Here is a 23,212-nt window from a genome sequence, read left to right on the forward strand (position 1 = left end):
TCAGATGGTCTCTCCGGCGTCCGCAAGCAGCGTGCTGCCGGTCATCACCACCGACAGGTCACTGGCGCAGAACAGCACCACCCGCGCGATGTCGTCGGGCGTGCCCTGACGACCGATCAGACTCTGCGACATCGCCGAGGGCATGGTCGAGGGGTCGATGCCGGCTGCTGCCATCTGCTCCATCGCCGCAGCTGCCATCGCCATGTTCCCCTCGGTCGGCACGTAACTGGGAGCGACACCGAGAACGCGGATCCCCTGGGGCGCGAGCTCCAGAGCGAGCTGCTTCGTGAGCCCCCGCACCGCGTGCTTCGACGACACATAGGCCGACAGACCGGGCGCAGTCCCCCGGAAGCCTGCGGTCGAGACGATATTGACGATCACGCCGCCCTGCGGCATCCGACGGGCCGCCTCGCGAGCACCGTTGCGCACACCTCGGGTGTTGACGGCGAACACCTGCTCCCAGGTCTCGTCGCTCATCTCGAGAAGGGACTGGCTGGGGAAGATTCCGGCATTGTTCACCCAGACATCCGGGGCACCGACCTCAGCCGCCGCGGCGTCGGTCGCCGCAGCCACCGACGCCGAGTCGGTCACATCCATGCGCACGCCCACCGTCCGCACCGAGAAGCGCTCGCCGATCTCGTCTGCCGCCGCTCGCGAACGGCCCTCGTCGAGGTCGGCGATCACGATGCTCGCACCGGCCTCGGCGAGCCGATCCGCGATGGCACGGCCGAGGCCCTGAGCGCCTCCCGTGATGAGCGCGGTGCGTCCTGTCAGATCGATCAGCGAGCCGAGGGGGGTCGACGAGACGTCGGGGAAGGGAAAGGACATCATTGCTCCGTTTCGAATGGGTGATGCTCAGCGGACGCTGCGCACCGAGAGGGTGATGAGGAGACCGCCGGCGAAGGCGAGCGCGGCAGCGAGGAGATACAGCGCGGTGAAGTTCTCGGCGCCGGCACCGATGGCCAGCACCGCCCCGCCGAGCACCGGCGCGAAGACGCCGGGTATCTTCTGCGCGAACAGGGCGATGGCCATGTAGCGACCCGCTTCCCTCTCGCGATCGGGCAGCACGTCGAGCAGAAGGGCTTGAGCCACAGCCGAGAAGGTGGCGATGCCGAGGGAGTTCAGCAGGGTGCCCACCATGAGCGTCGGCAGGTCGTGGGCGAACGCCGAGACGCTGCATCCCGCCGCGAAGAGAGCGGCACCCGCGAGGATGAACGGCTTGCGCCTGCCTACCCGGTCACTCAGCCATCCGCCCCCGAGGGAGCCGACGGTGGCCGTCACGATGCTCGACGCCGAGACGATCGCGAGCACTCCGGCGACATCGGGCACGCGCAGCTCGAGGCGCTGGGCGACGAAGAACACGGTGAAGCTGGTGGTGAGGGTCAGCCCGGAGAAGAAGATGAAGCGCCCGAGCCAGTTCCATGCGAAGTCCGGGGCTTCACGCGGATCGAAGCCGTAGCTCCGCAGCAGTCCGCCGACGGTCAGCCGCCGCTCGATCAGCATCCCCCTGCTGTCGGGGTCGTGCACCACCGCGAGGAATGCGATCACCAGTACGACACCGATCGCCGCAGGGAGCGCGAACACGAGGATGACCTGATCGCGGAAGAGTCCGACGAGGATGATCCCGACAACGGGCGCGACCTGCATCGTGACACCCGTGAGGCCCGATACACGACCGCGCTGGTGCGGCGGCAGACGATCCGCCTGCCAGTTTCCGAGTGACGCAGCCGCCGTTCCCCACCCCACAGTCGAGAGCGTCCACCCGATCGTGAGAACGCTGAGATCCGGGGCGAGGGCCATGACCGGCACAGAGGCCGCACCGATCAGCAGACCGATCACGGTGAACGGACGCCGCCGCCCCCAGCGGCTGCGCAGGCGATCACTGAGGATGCCGGTGAGCGGCGCGAGCACGAGCGTGGCCGCCGAGCCGACCGCGAGGACGATGCCGAGGGCTTCGGTGCGCCCGGGTGCCAGTTGGTCGAGCCGCACCGCCAGCGAGTATGCCATCGGCACGATCATCGCCATGCCGGCGCCGAAGGTCGCGGCGACGAGCAGGGCGATCGACCACCCCGAGACGGACGCCTGCCCGGTCCCCGCGCGATCGTCGGGCGCGGGGACCAGGGAGGAAGGCTGCGGGAGCGCGAGGTTTCCCTCGGGAACGCGCCCCGCAGCCTCCGCAGGGCCTTCGCCCTGGGGATCGTCGACGTCGACGGTCATCTGCTCGGCCTCTGTACGCGGCTTCGGTCAGGCCAGACCGTTGCGCTTCGCGACCTCGCCCAGCCAGCCGAGGCTCGGCTTGGGCGTGCGCACGAACGTCTCCCGATCCACGGCGATCAGGCCGAAGGTCGGAGCCCAGTGACCCCACTCGAAGTTGTCGAGCAGCGTCCAGTGCAGGTAGCCGCGCACGTCGATGCCCTCGTCGATCGTGTCGGCGAGTCCGCGCAGCGCGGCATCCGTGTAGCGGATCCGCTGGGTGTCGTCGGCCGTGGCGATGCCGTTCTCGGTCACGATCACGGTGACGCCCTCGGAGACCTCCCATGCGTGGCGCACGGCCATGGCGAGCGAGTCGGGGCGGAAGGCGGTGCCGACGAGCGTGTTGTCGGGGTGCGGCGGATGCGGCACAAGACCGTCGGCATCGACCTCCTGCGACGAGTACGCCTGCACACCGACGAAGTCGTCGCCGCGGGACCCCTCCCAGTAGACGTCTTCCTTGCCGTAGCGGATCTGCTTCAGCTTCTCCTCGCCACCGGGGGCCGCGGTGAGCGCGCCTGCGGCGATGGTCCAGCCGACCTTGGCGTTCGTCTTGGCGCGCACGATCTCCCGGGCGGCATGGTGGATCTCGACGAACGCGCGGCCGATCTCGGGGTCTGCGTCCTGCAGGAAGGAGCCGTGCTGCTTCTTCTCCTCCTTCTGCTCCGCGGGTGCCTCGCTCTCGACCGCGTCCGCCTCGACCGTGGGGCTCGTCCACTGTCCGCCCTGAGCGGCCATGAGACGCATCGCCGTCATGATGGCCGCCTGCATGTTCGGCTCATTCATGGTCGCGACCCACTCGACACCGTCGAGGATCGTGGTGGCCTGGGTCACGAAGCTGAGGAAGCGGTCCTTGGCCTTGGGCGACGTCCAGCCGCCGTCGTTCGCGAACCATCGCGGCGTCGTGAAGTGCTGCAGCGTGACGAAGGGAGTGACATCGCGCGAGAGGCAGTAGTCGATCACTCGACGGTAGTGCGCGAGCTCTGCGCGAGAGAACTGCCCCTCGATCGGCTCGATGCGCGACCATTCCAGGCTGAAGCGGTAGGTGTCGAGGCCGGCATCGGCGAGCAGGTCGATGTCCTCGCGGAAGCGGTGGTAGCTGTCGACGGCGTCGCCCGAGGGCTCCATGCCGGGCATGGTCAGCTCCCGCTCCCACCAGTCGCTGTTGACGTTGTTGCCTTCGATCTGGTGTCCGGCAGTGGCGGCCCCCCAGAGGAAGCCGGTGGGGAAGTTCGTCATTGAGGGATCCTCTCGATCGGAGCAATCGTGACAACCGATTGCCAGCTAACGGTAACATAAAATAGTAAGTCCTCACTATTTTTATCGCCGGAGGTATCGATGGTCCAATACGCCAAGACCGCAGCCGTCCGCCGCGGCATCCTGGACGCCTGCCTCACGATCTTCGGCGAGTCCGGCTTCCACGGAGCCTCGATGGCCGAGATCGCTCGTCGTGCAGGCATCAGCCACACCGGGCTCCTGCATCACTTCCCCCGCAAGGAGGACCTGCTCATGGCGGTCCTCACCCTGCAGGACGAGCGCAGCGCCGACTACCTCGCACGCAACGAGGTCTTGAGCGCCGGAGCAGATCCGCTCGACGTGCTCCGCGGCATGGCCACGACGTTGATCGAACGCGACCAGCGGGTCGGCCTGGTCGAGCTGAGCGCCGTGCTCACCGGCGAGGCCACGGCGCCCGCTCACCCGGCGCACGACTACTTCGAGACGCGATACCGCAACATCCGCTCGTTCATGACTCGCCTGTTCACCCGGCTCCGAGACGAGGGGCGCCTGTCGACCGACCTGCCCCCGTCACACCTCGCAGCGATCACGATCGGCGCGATGGACGGGCTGCACACGCAGTGGCTCTTCGACCGTTCGGCGATCGACGTAGATGCCTGTGTCACGTCGCTGATGTCGACCTTCGTGCCGGAGCTGCGGTCCCGCCCGCGGGACTGATCACTCCGCAGCGGCACCCGATTCGTACTCGAACCGACTGACGACGACCTGGTCTCCGAGAGCCTCGACACCGATGACCCTGCCTGTGAATCCACCGGCGACCTCAGTCGACAGATAGCGGCCGTCGAGCGTGGCGAGCTCGACGAAGCCCTCCGCCGAGACCAGGCCGGCGCGCAGCAGGTCTGGTCCACGACGCGCACCGCGCTCGGCTTCGAACTCCGTGGCTCTGATCTCGAGCGCGGCGTCCTCGGCAGCATCCGTACGTGCCACGACGTCGCTCAACGGTCCGATGACGATGCGCGCGCACACCTCTGCACCGACGCGCTCGACAATCAGCTGGTGCGCGTCGTCCATCCGGACCGAGAGCGCGACGTCGCCCGTCGCATACAGGCGCGCCGTCCAGAGTTCGTCTTCGGCGCGCACCGCGAGCAGCCGCTCGGCAGTCGCGGCGAGCGCATCCCGCCCCCGTTCGAGGTGCAGCCCATCCGCACTCGTGCGGGCGAACGACGACGGCGGGGTTCCCGGCGAGATCCACCGCGGATGCAGTTCCTCACCTCTGAAGTCCTCGACGAACGAGGTGTTCGCAAGCGGGACGTCGTAACGTTCTTCGTCGATGACGGGCCACCCGTCGGCCCAGTCCACCCCCGCGAGGAACGTCTCGCGCCCGTTGGTGTGCCAGCGCGGGAAGGTGCCGCGTGGCCGCGTCGCGAGGAAGACCAGTGCCCAGGATCCGTCGGCGAGCTCGACCAGATCGGAGTGCCCTGTCGACTGCACGGCCACGCTCGTGCTGCGATGGGTGAGGATCGGATTCGTCGGTGCCGGCTCGAAGGGTCCGCTGATGCTCGAGGATCGCGCGATCGTCACCATATGGCCGGGCCCCGTACCGCCCTCGGCGACGAGCAGGTACCACCACTCCCCGCGGCGGATCAGGTGAGGCCCTTCGGCGTGCGCACCACCGGTTCCCGCCCACAGCGACCGCGGTTCCGACAGCACGTCACCGGTCAGCGGATCGATGACGGCCTGTGAGATGCCGCCGCGCATCACGTCGCTCCAGGTCACGAAGCAGGTGTCGTCGTCATCCCAGGCGATGTCAGGGTCGATGCCGATAAGACCGGTGACGTAGACGGGTTCGCTCCACGGGCCGGTCGGGTTCTCTGCATGCACGAGGATGTGTCCGCGCCCGACCTCGTGGATGTTCGTCGTGATCATCCAGAACCGGCCGTCGTGATGCCTCAGTGTCGGGGCGTAGATCCCCCCGCTGGCGCCCGCGAGCCCGGTGCGCACGTCGAGGTGCTCCGGTCGATCGAGGACGTTGCCGACCTGGGTCCACGAGATCAGGTCACGGGAGTGGAACAGCGGGACTCCCGGCGAGTACTCGAAGCTCGAGTTCGCGAGGTAGTAGTCGTCGCCCACGCGGCAGATCGACGGATCCGGGTGGTAGCCGGGGATGATCGGATTCTGGGTCATGATGCCTCCATGATGCGGCGGCGCTCGAGTCGCCGCTCGCGCTGACGGGCGGGATCGGCGACCGGGGCCGCGAGCAGCAGCTTCTGCGTGTAGGGATGGTCGGGGGTCGAGGTCACATGCTCGGCCGATCCGGTCTCGACGAGGTCACCCCGGTACAGAACGGCCACCCGGTGACTGATGTGGCGGACGACCGAGAGATCGTGCGACACGAAGAGGTAGGCGACCCCGGTCGCCCTCTGGATCTCGACGAACAGATCGAGCACGCGTGCCTGGGTCGAGAGGTCCAGAGCAGACACCGGCTCATCGCACACGATCAGGCGAGGCTCAGGAGCCAGCGCGCGCGCGATGGCTACACGCTGACGCTGACCGCCCGAGAACTCTCGGGGCAGTCGCTCGACGGCATCCGAAGGCAACCCGACCTGGTCGAGCAGGGTCTTGACCCGCGAGCGTGCATCCTTCGCCGTCGCGCCCTGGATCACCAGCGGCTCGGCGAGGATGTCGCCGATGGTCATCGACGGGTTGAGCGACGTGTACGGGTCTTGGAACACCACCTGGATGTCACGAGACAGGCGACGACGATCGCGAGGTGAGATTCCGGCGATCGACGTCCCGTCGAACCGGATGTCGCCGCCGGACGGCTTCACCAGGCCCAGCACCGCGCGTCCGATCGTGGTCTTGCCCGATCCGGATTCGCCGACAAGCCCCAGGGTCTCCCCCGGCGCGACGCTGAGCGAGACGCCGTGCAGCACCTCGACCGGCTTGGCCCGCCATCCCCGTCCGGGGAAGGCGACACGAAGCTCATCGACCTCGAGAAGGCTCATCGGTCTGTCCTTTCATCGGAGGCCGCGACGGGCGGATCGGTGCGGACCGTGCTCTCGTCGAGGATCGCACCGAGCAGCATCTTCGTGTACTCGTGCGTCGGGTGCGAGAACACCTCCGCAGCGGTGCCGGACTCGACGATCACGCCATTCTGCATGACCGCGATGCGGTCGCACAGGTCGGCGACGACACCGAAGTTGTGCGTGACCAGGAGGATCGCCATGTCGAGCTCGGACTGCAGGTCTCGCAGCAGGTCGAGGATCTCGGCCTGCACCGTGACGTCCAGTGCCGTCGTCGGCTCGTCGGCGATCAGCAGCTTCGGCCGGCTCGCGACGGCGCCCGCGATCAGCACACGCTGCGCCATGCCGCCCGAGATCTGATGGGGGTAGGAGTCGAAGGTGCGCTTCGGGTCCGCGATGCCGACCCTCTCGAGCAGCGCGAGCACCCGGGCGGATGCCTCGGCACGCGTCACGCCGAGGGCCGACCGCACGCCCTCGACGAGCTGTGCGCCGACCTTGTAGGACGGATCGAGGTTCGACATGGGTTCCTGCGGGATGTACGCGATCTCCTTGCCGCGCAGCTGACGCATCTGCGCATCCGTGAGGCCGACGAGCTCGCGCCCGTCGAAGCGGATCGACCCGCGGGTGATCACCGCCTCGTTGGGCAGCACCCCCAGCGATGCGAACGCGGTCTGCGACTTCCCCGACCCGGATTCGCCGACCAACCCGACGATCTGTCCGCGGGCGATCGACAGATCGACGCCGCGCACGACCTCGTTCAGGCCGCCGCTCGGACGCGGGTAGGCGATGGCCAGGTCATTGATCTCGAGCAGCCCGGTCCTCGCGGCCGTCGCCTCTCCGGCGCTGTCGAGCACGCGCTGACCGCGTCCGACCTTCGCCGGTTTCGGCATGGAGCCCTCCAGGATGTCGCGCAGAGCGTTGCCGAGCAGCACGAGCGATGCCGTGATGACGCCGAGCAGCAGACTCGGCCACAGGAACTGCGTGGGGGCGATGTAGAGGTTGCGGAAGCCCGAGGAGATCATCGAGCCGAAGCTCGGGATCTGCAGCGAACCGACGCCGAGGAAGGCGAGACCCGACTGCACGGCGATCGCAGAGCCCGCCATGAAGGCCGCGGCGATGATGATCGGCCCTCTCACGACGAAGAGCACGTGGCGACCGAGGATACGCAGGTTGCCGAGCCCCGACACTCGGGCGGCATCGACATAGAGCTCGTTCTTCACCCCGAGCACGAGGTTGCGAACGATGCGGTAGATGCCGGGCGACAGCAGCACGCCGAAGATCAGCATCGTGAAGCGGTAGTCGCCCCCGGTGACCGGCATCAGGATGATCAGCAGCAGGATGCCGGGGAAGGTCATGATGAGGTTGAACAGCCACTCGGTGGTGGCTCGCGTCACGGTTCCGAAGTAGCCGCCGATGAGGCCGGCGACCACTCCGACGAGCAGGGCGACACCGGCTCCGATCAGAGCCGAGATCGCTGCCGTGTTGATCGAGTGCAGCAGCCGCGACAGGATGTCGCGCCCGGCCTCGTCGGCACCGAGCAGGTACCCGGGGGTGCCGACCGGCGCGTTGATCATCGCAAGATCGGCGTCGTTCGGACCGTGCGGCGCGAGCCACGGTGTGAGCAGCCCGAGCAGGAAGATCACGGCGAGAAGCCCGAGCGTCACGACGGCCTGCGGGTCGCGCAGAATGCGGCGCCAGGTCGACGTGCGGGTCTTCGCTGCGTTCTCGAGGGTGACGAGCAGCTCGGTGCTGGGAGGTGTCACGGTGCCGGTGGTGGTCTGGGGTGGGCGTTCGTCGCTCAATGGACTCTCGCTTTCGGGTTCAGCCAACCGTTGGCCAGGTCGGTGAGGAGGTTGACGACGGTGACGAGCAGCACGCCGAAGGCGGTGATGCCCATGATCACGGGGATGTCGCCCTGCAGGGAGGCGTTGAACGCGAAGCTTCCGTAGCCCGGGAGCGCGAACACGTTCTCGATGATGAGTGCGCCGCCGAACATCTGGATGAACTCCAGCGACATCACCGTGAGCGCGGGGCTCGCGGCGTTGCGCAGAGCGTGCTTGATGACGATCGAGGTGGTCGACGATCCCCGCGTGCGCAGGGTTCGGATGTAGTCGCGACGGAGCTCGTCGATCATCCTGCCTCGCACCTGGGCCGCCATGTTGGCGACGCCGCCGATGGTCAGCACGATCACCGGGATGGTGATGCTGCGCACCCATGCCCCCGGGTCCTCGGCGAACGGCGTGAACCCGGTGGCCGGAAGCCACTTGAGCTGCACCGCGAACACGACGACGAGGACGATCGCCAGGAGGAGACCGGGAACGATGTAGCCGATGAGCGAGATCCCCTGGGCGATGCGGTCGACGATCCCGCCGCGCGATGCCGCCCAGACGCCGAGGAAGACGGAGAGGATGACCGTCAGGATCAGTGCTGGGACGATGATCGAGAGCGTGACCGCGAGCCGCTGGAGAACCGAGGGTCCGACCGGCAGCGATGTGTACACCGAGACGCCGAAGTCACCCTGCACGGCGTGGATCAGCCAGTCGAAGTACTGCACGATGACAGGGCGATCCCACCCCTTCGCTGCGATCAGATCATCGACCACATCGGGCGTCGCCGACGTGCCGAGGATGGCCTGAGCGACGTCGTTGAACGAAGTGCTGAGGAGAAGGAAGGTGATGAGGGTGACCAGAATCGCGAGCACGACGCCGGCGCCGAGTCGGCGGAGGATATAGCTGAGCATCAAGAGACTCCCGGTGTGTGGTGGGGATGCGGCGCGCCGCATCCCCACCCGTCACTCACTCGGTGACGTCGAACTGTCGGATGGTTGCGAGGGTGTTCGCCTTGCCGACGTAGGTGATCCCGTCAGCGGTCGCCCACGTCGCGCCGATATAGGCGATCGGGGCGACGAGCGCCTGATCCACGACGTACTCGTTCAGCTCCTTGTAGACCGGGAGAGCATCCGCGAAGTCGACGGTGTTGTTGATCTCGTCGAAGTAGCCATCGAGCGTCGGATCGGTGTACCCGGTCGGGTTGCCGAAGCCGGCGGCGCCGATCGTGGTGGCGAGATCGGCGGAGTCCGAGTTGAATCCGAGGATCTGGTAGTACAGCCCGTAGTCACCGGAGCGAGCAGCTGCCTGCGCCTGCTGCGGCGGCACGGTCACCCACTCGAGTGTCAGACCGATGTCGGCGAACGCCTGCGTCAGCACGGGCTCGATCGTGGTGCTGAGGAAGGTGCTCGGGATCTGGAAGCTCTCTCCGGCGTAGCCTGCCTCTTCGACGAGCTCCTTGCCCTTCTCGGGGTCGTACTCATACTCGTCGTTGAGCTTCTCGTCGTAGATCTCGCCGAACGGGCTGACCAGCTGCGTCGTGGCGATACCCACTCCGCTGAAGATCCCCTTGAGCACGCCCTCGCGGTCGATCGCCATGTTGATCGCCTGACGCACCTTCACGTCACCGAGCGCCGGGAACTTCTCGCCGGCGCGATCGAGGATGTTGAGGTACCCCACGGCCACCGCGTCGTTCACCGTGATGGTGAACTTGTTCGCGTCGAGCTGCGAGACGACCTGCGACTGCACGGTCGCCGCGTTGAGCTCGCCCGCCTGCAGTGCGTTGAGGGATGCCGTCGGGTCCTGCAGCACCTTGACGGTGAGCGTCTTGAACGGCACATTGTCGGCGTCCCAGTACTCATCGCGCTTGACGAGGACGTAGCTGCTGCCCGGGACGGTCTTGTCGACGTCGAGAGTGAACGGGCCGGATCCGATCGGGTCGGTGGCCGTGCGCTCTTCATCCATGGTCGCGGGATCGCCGATGGCACCAGGGCCCTGGGCGAGGTTGTCGAGGAACTGGGGGTCGAATGCCGAGAAGCTGATGACGACGGTCTTGTCGTCCTCTGCCACGACGTCCGCGACCGCGGCGAGGCGGCTCTGTACGGCTCCGGGCGTGGCCTTCGAACGCAGCAGGGTCGCAGCGACCGCGGCAGCATCCACCGGGTCTCCCGAGCTGAACGTCATGCCGTCGCGCAGCGTGAGGGTCAGCTGAGTGCCGTCTTCGTTGTACTCCCACTTCTCGGCCGCGCCTGGAAGCAGCTCGCCAGTCTCCGGGTCCTTGCGCAGCAAGGTGTCGAGGATCGACGACCAGACGAACATCTGCTGACCGTCGACGATCTGAGCGGGATCGAGCGAGTTGGGGGCAGACACCGCGGCGACTGCGAGGTCCTTCTCCACGACGGCCGACGACGAGTCGTCCGGCGCGGGCTCGCTGCCTGCGGCGCAGCCTGTCGCTACGAGCGCGGTGATGAGCAGCGCGGCGGGTAGAGCCACGCGGCGACGATGCTTACGGGTATTCCACATTGTTCATACTCCTTTGGATGAAACGACTTGATGCGCAACCGCTTGTCACTGAGGGTGAAGCGGACGAAGACAGCGGCGTCTGTTGTCAGTAAAGCAGGGTTCCAGCAAGATGACAACCGATTGCCAAGATGTTACCGAAGCGTGAGATCCCCCAGAGACCGGCGACCTGCGAGCACCGCATCGACGAACACCTCATCGGCACCGAGCGCAGGGCTGAGGTCGGCGACCGCGCGTTCCGCCCCTGCATGATCCGATGCCCCGCCGTCGATTGCCAGCCACGCAGCGACGACCGCCACGCACGCAGCAGCGGTGCGGCCCGCCGCGCGTTCACGCTCGGCCACCGGAGCGATGCGCACTCGCATCTTGGTGTCTGCGTCGAGTGCGATCTGCGCGAGAAGGTGCCGGATGCGGGGGTTCCGGAACCGCTCGAGCAGCGCCGCACGGTATTCGGGCAGCTCGAGCTCTGCCGGAAGATGCCGGCAGGCCTCATCCCAGTACGCGTCGACGGCACCGAGACACTCTGCGTCGGCTATCGCCTCGGAGACGGTGAGATGTCCCCGAAGCCGACCGAGCGACGCGAGCAGGGTATGAGCACCGTTCAGCAGCCAGAGCTTTCGTGCCTCCCACGGTTCGAGGTCGCCGGTGAAGCGGGCCCCCGCCGACTCCCACTGCGGTCTGCCGGCGGGGAACTCCCCGGCGATGACCCAGTCAGAGAACGGTTCTGCGACGACAGGCACACGATCCCCATAACGCTGCGAGAGCTCGGTCGTCTCCTCGTCCGAGAGCCGAGGGGTGATCCGATCCACCGAGCTCGACACGAACGACACGTGCGCATCGATCCAGTCGACGAGCCCCGGCACCTCGGTCGCGACCGAGTGGACCGCCTGGCGCAGAACGCCACCGTTCTCGGGCAGGTTGTCGCAGGACACCAGCGCAAGCGCGCCCGACCCCGCGCGGCGGCGCGCCTCGAGACCGAGCACCAGACGACCGATAGCGGTGGACGGACGGGTGTCGGAGAGATCGGTGTCCTTCGAATCTGAGAGGAGCGTCCGATCGAGGGGCAGCGCCTGATCTGCGTACGCGGCCTCGGTGATCGTGAGGCTGACGACTGCCGTCGCTGGAGCGGCGACGTCAGTCAGGAACCCGGAGATGTCGGTGCCAGGATGCGCGCGGACGATGCTGCCGATTCGCTCGGCCTCGTCCCCTGCCGTCGAGCGCACGACCAGCGTGTACAGACCGTCCTGCGCCGAGAGATCCTCTGCGAGTCCGGCGCTTCGCCCGGTGTACGCCGCGATCCCCCATTCAGACGCGTCCGACGCATGGGCCGTGTACCAGGCCAGATGAGAGCGATGGAAGGCACCGAGACCCACGTGCACGATCCGCACGGGCGGTGCCGGGGACGTACGCACCCCGAGTGTCCCCCCGCTCACAGCTTGAACACCCGCTTCGGCTGCGGGCCGACGATGTCGTCGATGATCGCGGCGGCCGATTCCTCGTCCACACGTCCTTCGACCACCAGCCGCGCGAGGAACGCGGCATCCGCTCGGCGAGCAGTGTCGTGCCGCGCGGGGATCGACAGGAACGCTCGGGTGTCGTCGATGAAACCCGACCCGCGTGAGAACCCCGCTGTCTCGGTCACCGCAGAGCGGAACCGCGCCATCGCATCGGGAGCGTCGAGGAACCACCAGGGCGCGCCGATATAGACGCTCGGATAGAAGCCGGCCAGCGGAGCGATCTCCCGCGAGTAGACGGTCTCGTCGACCGCGAACAGCACGAGGTGCAGATCGCGCTCGAGCCCGAACCGCTCGAGCAGGGGCCGCAACCCCCCGACGAAGTCTGTTCGTCGGGGGATGTCATGCCCGGTGTCGGCGCCGAAGCGTCGGAACGTCTCGCTGCTGTGATTGCGCACCACACCCGCATGCACCGTCATGACCAAGCCGTCATCGACGCTCATCCTGGCCATCTGCAGCAGCATGTGCGCCCGGAACGCCTGACGATCTGCGGCATCCGCCTGTCCCGACATGACCCGGGCGAAAAGCGTCTGTCCGTCAGCGTCGTCGAGATCGAGGGTGTCGGGCACCTCGACGCCATGGTCGGCCGATACGGCCCCGTGCTCGATGAAGTACCGCCTCCGCTGTTCGAGCGCTGCGAGGTAGCCGGCGAACGTGCTCGGCTTGCCCGTCACGTCGAGAAGGCGCCGCAGGTTCTCGGCGAACCCCGCCGCGTCCGGATCGAGATAGCGATCGGGACGGAACGTGGGAACGACTCTGCCGACCGCGCCCTCGGCGGCGAGCGCAGCGTGCCCCGCGAGATCATCGAGCGGATCGTCGGTCGTCGCGAGAACCTCGATGCCGAAGCTCTCGAAGAGCGCACGCGGGCGCATGCTGGGATCGACGAGCTTCGCGGCGATGTGATCGTAGGCATCGTCCGCAGTCGCGGCAGTGAGCGGCGTCCGCAGGTCGAGCACGTTCTCGAGCGACTCGCTCAGCCAGTACCCCGACGCGGTGCCGGCGAACAGCGGCCACCGTTCGGCGAACAGCCGCCACACCTCGCGCGGGTCCGCCACCGAGCCACCCACGCCGAGCGCATCGAGCCCGACACCCGACGCATGCAGCAGCCGGGTCACGTAGTGGTCGTGCGTGATCAGCAACGATGCCGGGTCGGCGAAAGGCCGATCCTCGACGAGCCATTCGACGGGCACGTGGCCGTGCGGCGAGATGATCGGAGCAGAGGACACGCGCTCGTACAGGGATCGTGCGACGGAGCGCGTCGCCGGGTCGGCAGGAAGCAGGCGGTCGCGGTCGCGGCGTTGCGGCTGGAGCATTCTTCTATCAGATCGGTTCTCATCGATTTTGTCAATCGGTTGCCAAAGCCGTTCGACCCGCTGTGCGCCTGCACGAAGCGACTCCTGCCCTACGATCGAGGAACCGGATGCCGGTCGCCACGATGGAGGGGAAGACACTCGATGTCGCCAGACGAGACACACGCATCCCCTGAGCTTCCGAATGACGAGGAGCGCTCGGCTCGCCGACCCACCATCTACGACATCGCGCAGCGGGTCGGGCTCAACCCCTCGACCGTCTCCCGCGCCCTCAACAAGCCGGGTCGCACGAACGCGGCGACCGAGGAGAAGATCCGCGCGGCGGCCGCGGAGCTCGGCTACCGGGCCAACCCGATGGCGAGAGCACTTCCCACCGGCCGGTCGGGCACCTTCGCGATCGTGCTCCCCGACATCACGAACCCGGTGCACTTCGAGCTGATCCGCGGCGCGGAGCAGGTCGCCCGCGCCGGCGGCTTCACCCTCGTCGTGTCGGAGACCGAAGCCGCAGCCGACATCGAACGGGAGACCATCGAGGCTCTGCAGTCGTCTGTCGACGGCCTGCTCGTCGTCGCCTCGCGCCTCGACGATGCAGCCCTCGCAGACCTCGCTCGCGTGAAGCCGATCGTGGCGGCGAATCACTCGGCACCGTCCCTGCCGAGCGTGATCCCCGATCTTGCGATGGGACTGACCGCTGCTATCGACCATCTGCGAGATCTCGGGCATCGGTCGGTCGCATACCTCGGCCTGGGCGGCCTGCAGATCAACCGCTCCCGGTGGGAGCTCACGCTCGACCGTTCGATGTCGCGTGACATCTCCCTGGTGGAGATCGCCGTGGACTCCCCCACCGTCGACGCAGGTGCGGATGCGCTCCGGCGCGTGCGCGCCAGCGGCGTGACCGCCGTTCTCGCCTACAACGACCTGGTCGCTCATGGACTGCTCCGAGCGGCTCGAGGCGCCGGCCTCACGCTGCCCGAGGCATTCAGCGTGATCGGGTTCGACGACATCTTCAGCGCCGAGCTCGCCGTGCCGGCACTGACGACGCTCCACTCGCCGCTGCGTGAGATCGGCACGCGGGCCATGGAGACACTCATCGACCCCGAGCGGAATCGCGTCCCGTCGAAGGTCGTCCTCCCGCTCGATCTCGTCGTGCGCGAGTCGACCGCGCGACCCGTCGGGTGACCTCGACAGGGAAGAAGCGTCCTGTCCATCAGCAATGGACGCGACCTTCGCAGCGGATTCACCCGCCGTTCGACTGACGGATGCCCTCCCCGTAGGCCTCGAAGGTGTGCACGAAGCCGCCCGCTGGGCCGCTGACGACGAGATATCCGTCGGTCGTCCCCGGTGCGATGGCGATGTTCGTCGCCGACTCGAGCCCCTCGCCCGGCACGCGGATCCTGCCGATCTGCTCACCGGTCTTCGCGAACACCACGATCTCGGCCTTCTCGTGGAACATCTGATAGATGTTGCCCTCGGCGTCGACCGCGGTCGAGTCGATGCGTCCGATCCCGCCGTCGACATGGATGGCGGGGTGGGCCGAGACGACGCGGGTGCGCGTCTCGTCGAGAGCGAAGTAGTCGATCCGGTTCGCGTTGTACTGCGCAACCCAGAGTCCCGCATCCGCCTCGTCGAAGACGATGCCGTTCGGAGAGGGCAGGTCGCCCGCGAGGGTCGACGCCTGCCCGTCGGTGCCGATTCTCACCACACGCCCCGGCGTCTCCCACCCTGGACCGTCCATGCCGCGGGTGTCGGTCACGAACATGGTGCCGTCGGGATGGAACGCGATGTCGTCCGGCAGCATCGCGACGCCGTCGACGTCACCCGAGAAGTGCACCTGCGGGTCCTCTCCCTCGGCCGTGATGCTCATGACACCCCCACCGATGAAGTCGGTGAGGTACAGGCGACCGTCACTCGGGTGGAACTGCGCCGAGGTGAACGCGCTCGTCTCGTCGGTGAAGACCTGCTCGACCGTGCGCTCCTCCACGTCGACGCTCAGCACCTTCGCCTCCCCGGCCGGCGCCATCACGTCGACCAGAAAGAGCGACCCGTCTTCGTGGAAGGTCGGCCCTTCGAGCAGCGTCCCTCCGGTGAGCTCGTGAGGCTCCGTCGCCTGGAGCAGCTGTTCCGAGATCTGCTGCGCAGGGGGCCCGTCGGACGGAGCATCGGTCTGCGCCACATCCGGATCGGCGGGCGAACACCCCACCAAGAGAGCCAGCACCCCGACCGCGCACACCGCGGTCGCCGGCGCCGCCCTCATGCCGAGACTCCGATCTCGGCCGACTCGCGCACACGTTCGTCCGCACCGTCGATGACGAGCAGCTCAGCCATGTCTCCGTCACGCCACTCGCGCAGCAGACGATGGAAGGCGACCGGTCCCGGGGAGTACGTGAGGCCGCCGATCGTGCGCGAACCCTCTCCGTTGTAGTAGCCCGGCGTGCACTGCGCCTGGAACTCCGACACATCTCTCGAGGTCTCCACGACCGTGCGGCACCAGGCATCCTCGGCCTCAGCGGTCGGCTCGATGCGGCGCGCACCGACCTGCTGCGCCCGAGCGATCACGGCGGTGATGTGCAGCGCCTGCTCTTGCAGGATGTGCACGAAGTTCACCGAGTTCGCGTTCTGCATCGGGCCGAGCTGGAACAGATTGGGGAACCCGTGAGTGGTGAATCCGTGCAGCGTCCGCGGGCCCATCCCCCAGGCCTCGAGAAGAGCTCGGCCTCCGCGCCCTGCCACGGGCAGAGTGCCCGACACCACACCCGAGACTCCGACATCGAATCCGGTGGCGAAGATGAGGCAGTCCACCTCGTACTCCCTCTCGCCGACGACGACCGATGTCTCGGTGAGTGCGGTGATGCCGTGGGTGTCGGCCGTGTCGACGAGGGTCACATTCGGGCGGTTGAACGACTGCAGATAGAGGTCGCTGAACCCCGGCCGCTTGCACATGTACCGGTACCAGGGCTTGAGCGCGGCCGCGGTCGACGGGTCGTCGACGATCTCGTCGACCCGAGCCCGAAGCGCATCCATCTTCACGGCGTCGTCGAGCTCCTCCTGCAGCAGCCGATCCTCCTCCGACACGGACCCGTCGATGCTTCCCGAGAGGATGCTCCGCTGCAGCCGGTGAGTCGACGTCCACCCGTCCTGCACGAGTGATTCGACGGGCTCGCCGGCCAGCACCTCGAGGAAGTTGTCCATCCGCTCGCGCTGCCACCCGGAAGAGAGCGTCGCCACCCACTCCGGATCCGTGGGCCGGTTGTCGCGCACATCGACGGTCGAGGGCGTGCGCTGGAAGACGAGCAGCTCGCGCGCGTGCTCGGCCAGGTGCGGGATCACCTGCAGCCCGGTCGCGCCGGTGCCGACGACTGCGACGCGCTTGTCGGTCAGCTTCGCGAGATCCCCGTCGGCGGACCCGCCGGTGTAGGCGTAGTCCCACCGGCTGGTGTGGAAGGTATGCCCCGCGAAACGCTCGATACCGGGGATGCCGGGGAGCTTCGGCTGCGTCAGGGTGCCCGAGGAGGTGATCACATACCGCGCGCGGAACACATCGCCTCGGTCGGTCTCGACGACCCACTCCGCGGCCTCCTCGTCCCACGTGAGACCGGTCGCGCGGGTGTGGCCGACGAAGTCGCGGTAGAGGTCGTAGTGCTCCGCGATCCGCACGGCGTGCTGACGGATCTCCTCGCCCGGTGCATACCTCGTGCTCGGGATGTATCCGGTCTCTTCGAGGAGCGGCATGTAGACGTACGATTCGATGTCGCAGTGGATGCCGGGATAGCGGTTCCAGTACCAGGTGCCGCCGACGTCGCCCGCCTCATCCATCAGCCGCACGGACTCGATTCCCGCGTCGCGCAGCCCCGCACCGGCGAGCAGCCCGCCGAAGCCTGCCCCGATCACGAGCGCTTCGACGCGGTCACGCATCGGCTCCCGGTCGACCCGCGGCGTGTACGGGTCCTTGGCGTAGTAGCCGTACTCGCCGAGAGCCGATCGATACTGGGTCGCTCCATCGGGGCGGACCCGCCGTTCGCGCTCCTGTGCGTACTTCTCTCGCAGCTCCCGGAGTTTCGCGATCTGCTCATCAGTGCTTCGTGCGTCGTTCGTCATGGTTCCGCCCTCCTGTCGCCCGGGCGCCGGGCGCAGGTCGACGCGAACTGGGGACGGCGTGCACCTGAACCCGACACGACCCCGGATCGGTTCCTTCTCAGAAGGTTAGCCTGAAGCTAAGCAAATGTCGCTGGGAATAGCCCCAGAGCGCGTTACGGTACTGAGGTGAGCAACAACCGGAGGCGTGCGGAGGCACTGGAGAACATCGATGCCCTCACCCTGGCCGTGTCGGTGCGCTCGCTCCCCCGCATGATCGGCTCCCTGTTGAGCACGCAGCTGACGATCCAGCAGCTCAAGGTGCTCACCTCGATCGTGGTCGCGGACCGCAACACCACCAGCGATCTCGCGTCGTCCTTCGATGTGTCCCTCGCCACGATGTCAAAGCTCGTCGAGCGGCTCGTCGACCAGGGGCTCGCCGAACGTCTGACGGATGCTGCGGATCAGCGCGTCCGACGCCTGCTCCCCACGCCTCTCGGGCGGGACGTCATCGGGAAGATCATGGCGGCCCGCCCTGAGATGGGTGCCGACATCCTCGACGGTCTCACGATCGAGGAGTTGGAGTCGCTCGCCGTCGGCCTGCGGGCGATCAACCGAGAGCTGCAGGCCGCGGGTCACGACGGCTGATCCGATGCTCAGCGGGCGACGGCGAGGTCGCCTGATCCGGTGAATGCTCCGGGCCTGGCGACCCGCGTCGTCCCGTCGGGGAACACGATCGTCGCTCGAGTCCCCGTCGGGATATCGGCCTCGATGACGAGCCGATCCCGCTCGATCCGCCACTCGACTCGGATGCGCCCCTGCGGGGAGTCGAGGTGTCCCTTCGCCCAGGTGACCCCGCCGCCGGGGAGCGGCGCGATCGTGAACGACTCCCAGGCGATCGACTCCGGATCCTGACGGAGACCGAGCGTATGGGTGTGCAGGAAGCGGATCACCGCACCCTTGCTGTAGTGATTCAGCGACTCGTGAGCGATGCCCTCGTCATCGATGCCTTCCCAGTCCTCCCAGACCGTGGTCGCACCCCTGTCGATCATGTACATCCACGAGGGGGCGCTCCGTTGGAGGAGCAGGTCGTAGGCGACATCGGCATGGCCGCTGTCGGCCAAGATCGGCAGCAGGTCCCCCGTCGACAGGAAGCCCGTGCCGAGGTGCGTGCCGGCGTCGCGGATGAGCTCGACGAGTCGCCGCGCCGCCGCAGGGCGAAGAGACTCGGGCATGAGGCCGAACGAGAGAGCGCGCACGTAGGCGGCCTGGGTGTCCTGGACGGTTCGCCCCTCGCCGACGACGAACTCGGTGCGCCACGCGTCGAGCACGCGGTCGGCGATCGCGGCATACTTTGCGGATTCATCTACGCGGCCGAGCACGGCCGCGGCATCGGCGAGGATTCGGCTCGAACGGTACAGGTAGGCCGTGCCCACCTCTCCCTTGTCCGCCATGAACCAGGCCATCGGGTTGGTCTTGATCGGGTCGAGACGAGACCCGTCCTCGGCTTTGGCGACCGGCTCCGTCCACTCGCCCCAATGGAACGTGCCGTCCCACACGTATTCCTCGTGCGGCATCGGCTCGGCAGAACGCTCGATGCGAGAGTGATGCCGGTTCGCACGCGCGGCGCCGAGAACCCACTCGACCCACCGCACCATCGCATCCCAGTTCTCCTGCAGAACCTGAGCGTCGCCATATGCCTCGTACATCTCCCACGGGACGAAGGTGATCGCGTCGCCCCACCCCGACGAGCCCGTCATCATCGCGAACTGGTCGTCGAGCTTGAGCTTGATGCGTCGGCCGTCGGGCGAGAAGTTCGCGACACGACCGTCGTCCAACTGATCGTCACGCACCGACCGCAGCCACTTGCGGGTGAACCCGAGCACGTCGTACAAGCGGGCGGCGGTGGGCGCGAAGACCTGGTAGTCGCCTGTCCAGGCGAGACGCTCGCGCGTCGGACAGTCGGTGGGGACGTCGACCGCGTTGCCGCGGAAGCTCCAGTCGGCGATCTCGTGCAGCCGGTTGAGGTCGGGATCGCTCGACTCGAAGGATGCCGTGCGGCGCAGGTCTGTCTGCACGACGCGCATCTGCGCCGTCGCCGGGTCGAAGGGAGCTGCTTCGCGGCGCACTCGCGCGTACTGGAAGCCGTGAACGGTATGACGCGGTTCGAAGACCTCGACCCCTCCCGCCGAGACGACCTCGTCATGCTGCACGAACACGACGTCGGGCTCCCCGGGCTTTGTCGAATCGAGATGAGCAGTGCTCAGGTCGCCCCCGGGCGAGACGTACTCGCCGTAGTCGATCACGGTGCGCGTTCCCGCAGGACCGAGATCGGTGAGGCGCACCCAGCCCGAGGCGTTCTGGCCGAAATCGAGAACCCAGGTGTCGTCGTCGACCCGGTTCGCACTCACGACGTCGCGTGTCTCCACGACGCGCATCGGCGGGGCGGGCGACCACGAGATCGAGGGACCGTCGACTGCGCCGACGATCACGGGCTCCGCCCGCCGCTCGGCCGCGCGGAAGTCAGTCGTCTGGCCGTCCATCAGGTCGGCCCGCACGATGGCCGAGGGAGTGCTCGTCCACTCCCCGTCGGTGCGGATCACCCGCCGCGTTCCGTCGGAGAGCTCGAGGTGGAGCTCTGCGCGCGCGGCGAGCGTCGTGCCCCACCCCGCCGGAAGACGGAATGCCCCCACCTGTCCTCGGTACCACCCGTCGGAGAGCTCGATCTCGAGCGAGTTCGATCCGTCGACGAGGAGCCTGGTCACATCGGCGGCCTGGGCGTACAACGTGCGGTCGTACGACGTGGAACCGGGCGACAGTTCGACGGTGCCGACACGCTCGCCGTTCAGTCGAGCTTCGTAGAGGCCGAGAGCGGTCGAATACAGCCGTGCCGACGTGATGTCGCGGGCCTCGAATCGCCGGCCCAGTGTGTGAGCGGGGCGCGCACCGTATCCGGGATCGTCGTGCTCGACGGGGCTGATCCACTCAGCGCTCCAGTCCGCATCGAGCAGACCGCTCTCGAAGGAACACCACTCCGACCAGTCCGACAGACGGTCTGCGTTCAGCGCGCGAGCGCGCCACTGCACCCGCTGACCGCTCGAGAGCGGAACCCATGGCCAGTCGATGAAGAGGTGCGCGCCGGGTGCGAGCGGCACCCGAGCCCGGCGCTCGCCGTCGACGATGGCCTCGAGCTCGAACCCGGTCCACGCCGTCGCGCCGGCGGGGACCGTGAACGACAGCCGCGGAGCAGCCTCGGAGACGACGAGCTCGTCTCCTCCGCTGTCGATCCGCAGATCGTAGGGCGCTGTGGGCGCGGGAGCCGGGTTCGATGCGAGCGTCATCTCAGCGCACTCCCTTGACCTTGAACATGATGATGAGACCGCCGACGAGCGCGAACACCGCGCCGATCAGATACAGCAGCGTGTAGTTCTTCTCGGCTCCGACCGCACCGATCGTGATGATCAGCGGCGCGATCAGCGGAGCGATCGCACTGGGGATCTTCTGGGCGAACGCCACGACTGCCATGTATCGACCGGATTCGGCGCGGTCAGGGATGATGGCGTAGACGATCGCCTGGTCGACCGTGGCGAACACGGCGATCGCGAGCTGCATGAGCACGGCGCCGATGATGAGCTGCGGCAGCGACCAGGCGAACGCCTCGGCGAGCGCACCTCCGATGAAGATGAAGGCTGCGATGAGCACGAAGAGTCGACGTCGCTTGAGCTTGTCCGAGAGGAAACCTCCCAGCAGTGCTCCGCCCGCGGCCGCCACCACTCCGAGCATCCCGACTGTGGCGACCACGCCTGCGACCTCGCGCACCGGGAGGTCGAGACGCTGGGCATAGAAGAACGTGCCGAAGGTGGTGTTGAAGTAGAGCCCGATGAAGAACACCATGCGTCCGACCCAGTTCCAGGCGAAGTCGGGGTATTTGCGAGCGTTGAAGCCGTAGCCCGAGATGACCTTCTTGAGAGTCACCGACGAGTCGACGACCAGGTCCTTCGAGCTGCCTTCCTTCTTGAAGGTGGGAAGGAGCACGAGCAGTACGACGCCGATGACGGCGGGCACGAAGAAGACGAGGAACGTACTGGACGACACCGCGTAGGCGATGCCGATGCCGAGGACAGGCGCGACCTGCGTCATCAGACCGGTGAGTGCCGAGACCTTGCCGCGCTGCTCTTCGGGGAGCTTGTCGGCCTGCAGGGTCTGGATCGCCGCTCCGGCGGTCGACCATCCGGTCATCGCGACGACCCAGCCGGCGCCGACGAGGAGCAGGTTCGGCGCGAAGCCGATGATGACCGCGCCGACGAGTCCGAGGGCAGCGCCGAGGAACAGGAACGGCGTGCGGCGGCCGAAGCGAGAGCGCGTCCGGTCGCTCCAGATGCCGATCATCGGGCTGAGCACGAGGAAGATCAGCTGAGCGGTGCCGGTGACGTATCCGAGCACCTCCTCGTGCCCGGGAGCGAGCTCGGTGATGCGCAGCGCGAGGCCGTAGGCCAGCGGCACCATCATCGCGATCGAGGCGCCGAAGTTCGCGAGCATCAGCCAGAAGATGTAGCCACCGCTCACTCGAGCGGTCGGCTCAGCACCCACGGCAGCGCCCTCGACGGGCGTGCTGTCTGGCGTGTTGCCGCCCACCGGCTGAGCCGCAGCGATCGAGTCGATCGTGTCGCTGCGGTCGAATTCACTCTTGGTCACCTGGACTCCTTCATCGTTCAGTGATCCGCGGCGCCCTCCACTGGGCGTCCTTCGCGAGATGTGATCGAAATCCGTATGGCAACCGATTGCGACCCCGAAGCGATAGTAACCACTTTGGTAACAGAAGGCAAAAATGAGAGGGTGGGAACATGACCTCACCGCCGACCGCAGAGACTTCCCCCCGCCGGCGTGGTCAGAGCGCCACCACCCCGGCGAGGCGTGCACAGATCGCCGAGGCCGCGTTGGCGAGCTTCGCCGAGCACGGCTACGAGCGGGCGTCTCTCCGTGACATCGCGGGTCGAGCAGGTATGACGCACGCCGCGCTTCTTCGGCACTTCTCCGGCAAGGAGGAATTGCTTCCCGCCGCCCTCGCCCAGCGGGAAGAGCACGAAGAAGACCTCGCCGCACGGATCATGACCGCGCACGTGCCGGGTGAGCAGATCCTCAGCGCCGTGCTCTCCGACGAGTTCGCGCACCCCGACTTCCAGCGCAACTGGCTGGCTCTCGCCATCGCCGCGACGAACCCCGAGCATCCGGCCCACGAGTTCTTCCTCGGCCGCCGTGAACGCATGCGATCCCGTTTCAGCGACGGGCCGCTGCCGACGAGCGACAGCGAGCTGCTGACAGCCGACGAGAAGATCACGCTCGTGCTCGCCATGGTCGACGGGCTGCGGATTCAGGCCCTCCTCGACCCGTCGCGCGATGCGCTCGGCCTGCTGACGATCTTCATGAAGCTCATCGCGGCACAGCCGCCCACCGACTGAGCC

Annotated in this window: 18 protein-coding genes; 4 read left to right on the forward strand and 14 right to left on the reverse strand. The window is 67.4% G+C overall.

The annotated features are described in order from the left end of the window. Genes BMW26_RS14095 through BMW26_RS14105 form a run of 3 tightly spaced genes read right to left on the reverse strand, consistent with a single transcriptional unit; the run spans nt 1 to nt 3,489 of the window. Nucleotides 1-831, reverse strand: a complete 831-nt coding sequence (locus tag BMW26_RS14095) for an SDR family NAD(P)-dependent oxidoreductase (RefSeq protein ID WP_232224475.1) — start codon at nt 829-831, stop codon at nt 1-3. 24 nt (nt 832-855) lie between these two features. Next, entirely contained in the window at nt 856-2,217 is a 1,362-nt protein-coding gene (locus tag BMW26_RS14100; protein WP_083569375.1) for an MFS transporter, read from the reverse strand. A gap of 27 nt (nt 2,218-2,244) precedes the next feature. Then, nucleotides 2,245-3,489, reverse strand: a complete 1,245-nt coding sequence (locus BMW26_RS14105; protein ID WP_072591783.1) for a glycoside hydrolase family 1 protein — start codon at nt 3,487-3,489, stop codon at nt 2,245-2,247. A gap of 99 nt (nt 3,490-3,588) precedes the next feature. Between BMW26_RS14105 and BMW26_RS14110 the strand changes: the two genes are divergently transcribed. After that, nucleotides 3,589-4,203 carry a TetR/AcrR family transcriptional regulator gene (locus tag BMW26_RS14110; RefSeq protein ID WP_072591784.1) on the forward strand — a complete coding sequence of 205 codons (615 nt, stop codon included), beginning with the start codon at nt 3,589-3,591 and terminating at the stop codon, nt 4,201-4,203. On the opposite strand, the gene BMW26_RS14115 is transcribed toward BMW26_RS14110, so the two are convergent. The 7 genes from BMW26_RS14115 to uxaC form a co-directional block, all read right to left on the reverse strand. After that, nucleotides 4,204-5,670, reverse strand: coding sequence for a glycoside hydrolase family 43 protein (locus BMW26_RS14115; RefSeq protein WP_072591785.1), 1,467 nt, complete (start codon nt 5,668-5,670; stop codon nt 4,204-4,206). Next, nucleotides 5,667-6,491, reverse strand: a complete 825-nt coding sequence (locus BMW26_RS14120) for an ATP-binding cassette domain-containing protein (protein WP_072591786.1) — start codon at nt 6,489-6,491, stop codon at nt 5,667-5,669. Before BMW26_RS14120 ends, BMW26_RS14115 begins: the two co-directional genes overlap by 4 nt. Next, nucleotides 6,488-8,311, reverse strand: a complete 1,824-nt coding sequence (locus tag BMW26_RS14125; RefSeq protein WP_232224476.1) for a dipeptide/oligopeptide/nickel ABC transporter permease/ATP-binding protein — start codon at nt 8,309-8,311, stop codon at nt 6,488-6,490. The genes BMW26_RS14120 and BMW26_RS14125 overlap by 4 nt, the downstream gene beginning before the upstream one ends. Then, nucleotides 8,308-9,249 carry an ABC transporter permease gene (locus BMW26_RS14130; RefSeq protein ID WP_072591787.1) on the reverse strand — a complete coding sequence of 314 codons (942 nt, stop codon included), beginning with the start codon at nt 9,247-9,249 and terminating at the stop codon, nt 8,308-8,310. Before BMW26_RS14130 ends, BMW26_RS14125 begins: the two co-directional genes overlap by 4 nt. Nucleotides 9,250-9,304: 55 nt before the next feature. Continuing rightward, a complete protein-coding gene (locus BMW26_RS14135) occupies nt 9,305-10,828 on the reverse strand; it encodes an ABC transporter substrate-binding protein (RefSeq protein ID WP_198032328.1) in 1,524 nt (507 codons plus the stop codon). 161 nt (nt 10,829-10,989) lie between these two features. Beyond that, complete coding sequence (locus BMW26_RS14140) at nt 10,990-12,267, reverse strand: mannitol dehydrogenase family protein (protein WP_198032329.1); 1,278 nt, start codon at nt 12,265-12,267, stop codon at nt 10,990-10,992. Between the two features lie 17 nt (nt 12,268-12,284). Continuing rightward, nucleotides 12,285-13,682, reverse strand: a complete 1,398-nt coding sequence (uxaC, locus tag BMW26_RS14145; RefSeq protein WP_072591789.1) for a glucuronate isomerase — start codon at nt 13,680-13,682, stop codon at nt 12,285-12,287. A 141-nt stretch (nt 13,683-13,823) separates the two neighbouring features. Between uxaC and BMW26_RS14150 the strand changes: the two genes are divergently transcribed. Then, a complete protein-coding gene (locus BMW26_RS14150; RefSeq protein WP_072591790.1) occupies nt 13,824-14,858 on the forward strand; it encodes a LacI family DNA-binding transcriptional regulator in 1,035 nt (344 codons plus the stop codon). Nucleotides 14,859-14,916: 58 nt separating this feature from the next. Here the strand turns inward: BMW26_RS14150 and BMW26_RS14155 are convergent, their stop codons facing one another. Continuing rightward, entirely contained in the window at nt 14,917-15,933 is a 1,017-nt protein-coding gene (locus BMW26_RS14155; protein WP_072591791.1) for an SMP-30/gluconolactonase/LRE family protein, read from the reverse strand. Next, on the reverse strand, nt 15,930-17,774 hold the full coding sequence (locus tag BMW26_RS14160) for a flavin-containing monooxygenase (protein WP_072591792.1): 1,845 nt from the start codon (nt 17,772-17,774) through the stop codon (nt 15,930-15,932). The genes BMW26_RS14155 and BMW26_RS14160 overlap by 4 nt, the downstream gene beginning before the upstream one ends. 165 nt (nt 17,775-17,939) lie before the next feature. Here BMW26_RS14160 and BMW26_RS14165 point away from each other — a divergent pair, with 165 nt between their 5' ends. Continuing rightward, nucleotides 17,940-18,398 (forward strand): MarR family transcriptional regulator, encoded by a 459-nt coding sequence (locus tag BMW26_RS14165; protein WP_072591793.1) that lies wholly within the window; start codon nt 17,940-17,942, stop codon nt 18,396-18,398. Nucleotides 18,399-18,406: 8 nt separating this feature from the next. On the opposite strand, the gene BMW26_RS14170 is transcribed toward BMW26_RS14165, so the two are convergent. Together BMW26_RS14170 and BMW26_RS14175 are read right to left on the reverse strand one after the other, a co-directional pair. Continuing rightward, the gene (locus BMW26_RS14170; RefSeq protein WP_072591794.1) at nt 18,407-21,091 is read right to left on the reverse strand and encodes a family 78 glycoside hydrolase catalytic domain; all 2,685 of its coding nucleotides are present in this window, start codon (nt 21,089-21,091) and stop codon (nt 18,407-18,409) included. A gap of 1 nt (nt 21,092) precedes the next feature. Next, the gene (locus tag BMW26_RS14175; protein ID WP_072591795.1) at nt 21,093-22,445 is read right to left on the reverse strand and encodes an MFS transporter; all 1,353 of its coding nucleotides are present in this window, start codon (nt 22,443-22,445) and stop codon (nt 21,093-21,095) included. A 149-nt stretch (nt 22,446-22,594) separates the two neighbouring features. On the opposite strand from BMW26_RS14175, the gene BMW26_RS14180 reads away from it, so the two are divergent. After that, on the forward strand, nt 22,595-23,209 hold the full coding sequence (locus tag BMW26_RS14180) for a TetR/AcrR family transcriptional regulator (RefSeq protein ID WP_072591796.1): 615 nt from the start codon (nt 22,595-22,597) through the stop codon (nt 23,207-23,209). Nucleotides 23,210-23,212: the final 3 nt, after the last annotated feature.

The sequence above is a fragment of the Microbacterium sp. 1.5R genome, from assembly GCF_001889265.1.
In the GTDB taxonomy this organism is placed as follows: domain Bacteria; phylum Actinomycetota; class Actinomycetes; order Actinomycetales; family Microbacteriaceae; genus Microbacterium.

Excerpts from the sequence above, each read along its gene's own strand:
- BMW26_RS14095 (WP_232224475.1), bottom strand. The coding sequence starts at position 831 with ATGATGTCCTTTCCCTTCCCCGACGTCTCGTCGACCCCCCTCGGCTCG.
- BMW26_RS14130 (WP_072591787.1), bottom strand. The coding sequence starts at position 9,249 with ATGCTCAGCTATATCCTCCGCCGACTCGGCGCCGGCGTCGTGCTCGCG.
- BMW26_RS14180 (WP_072591796.1), top strand. The coding sequence starts at position 22,595 with ATGACCTCACCGCCGACCGCAGAGACTTCCCCCCGCCGGCGTGGTCAG.
- BMW26_RS14155 (WP_072591791.1), bottom strand. The coding sequence starts at position 15,933 with ATGAGGGCGGCGCCGGCGACCGCGGTGTGCGCGGTCGGGGTGCTGGCT.
- BMW26_RS14120 (WP_072591786.1), bottom strand. The coding sequence starts at position 6,491 with ATGAGCCTTCTCGAGGTCGATGAGCTTCGTGTCGCCTTCCCCGGACGG.
- BMW26_RS14100 (WP_083569375.1), bottom strand. The coding sequence starts at position 2,217 with ATGACCGTCGACGTCGACGATCCCCAGGGCGAAGGCCCTGCGGAGGCT.
- BMW26_RS14150 (WP_072591790.1), top strand. The coding sequence starts at position 13,824 with ATGTCGCCAGACGAGACACACGCATCCCCTGAGCTTCCGAATGACGAG.
- BMW26_RS14170 (WP_072591794.1), bottom strand. The coding sequence starts at position 21,091 with ATGACGCTCGCATCGAACCCGGCTCCCGCGCCCACAGCGCCCTACGAT.
- uxaC (WP_072591789.1), bottom strand. The coding sequence starts at position 13,682 with ATGCTCCAGCCGCAACGCCGCGACCGCGACCGCCTGCTTCCTGCCGAC.
- BMW26_RS14105 (WP_072591783.1), bottom strand. The coding sequence starts at position 3,489 with ATGACGAACTTCCCCACCGGCTTCCTCTGGGGGGCCGCCACTGCCGGA.
- BMW26_RS14160 (WP_072591792.1), bottom strand. The coding sequence starts at position 17,774 with ATGACGAACGACGCACGAAGCACTGATGAGCAGATCGCGAAACTCCGG.
- BMW26_RS14115 (WP_072591785.1), bottom strand. The coding sequence starts at position 5,670 with ATGACCCAGAATCCGATCATCCCCGGCTACCACCCGGATCCGTCGATC.
- BMW26_RS14110 (WP_072591784.1), top strand. The coding sequence starts at position 3,589 with ATGGTCCAATACGCCAAGACCGCAGCCGTCCGCCGCGGCATCCTGGAC.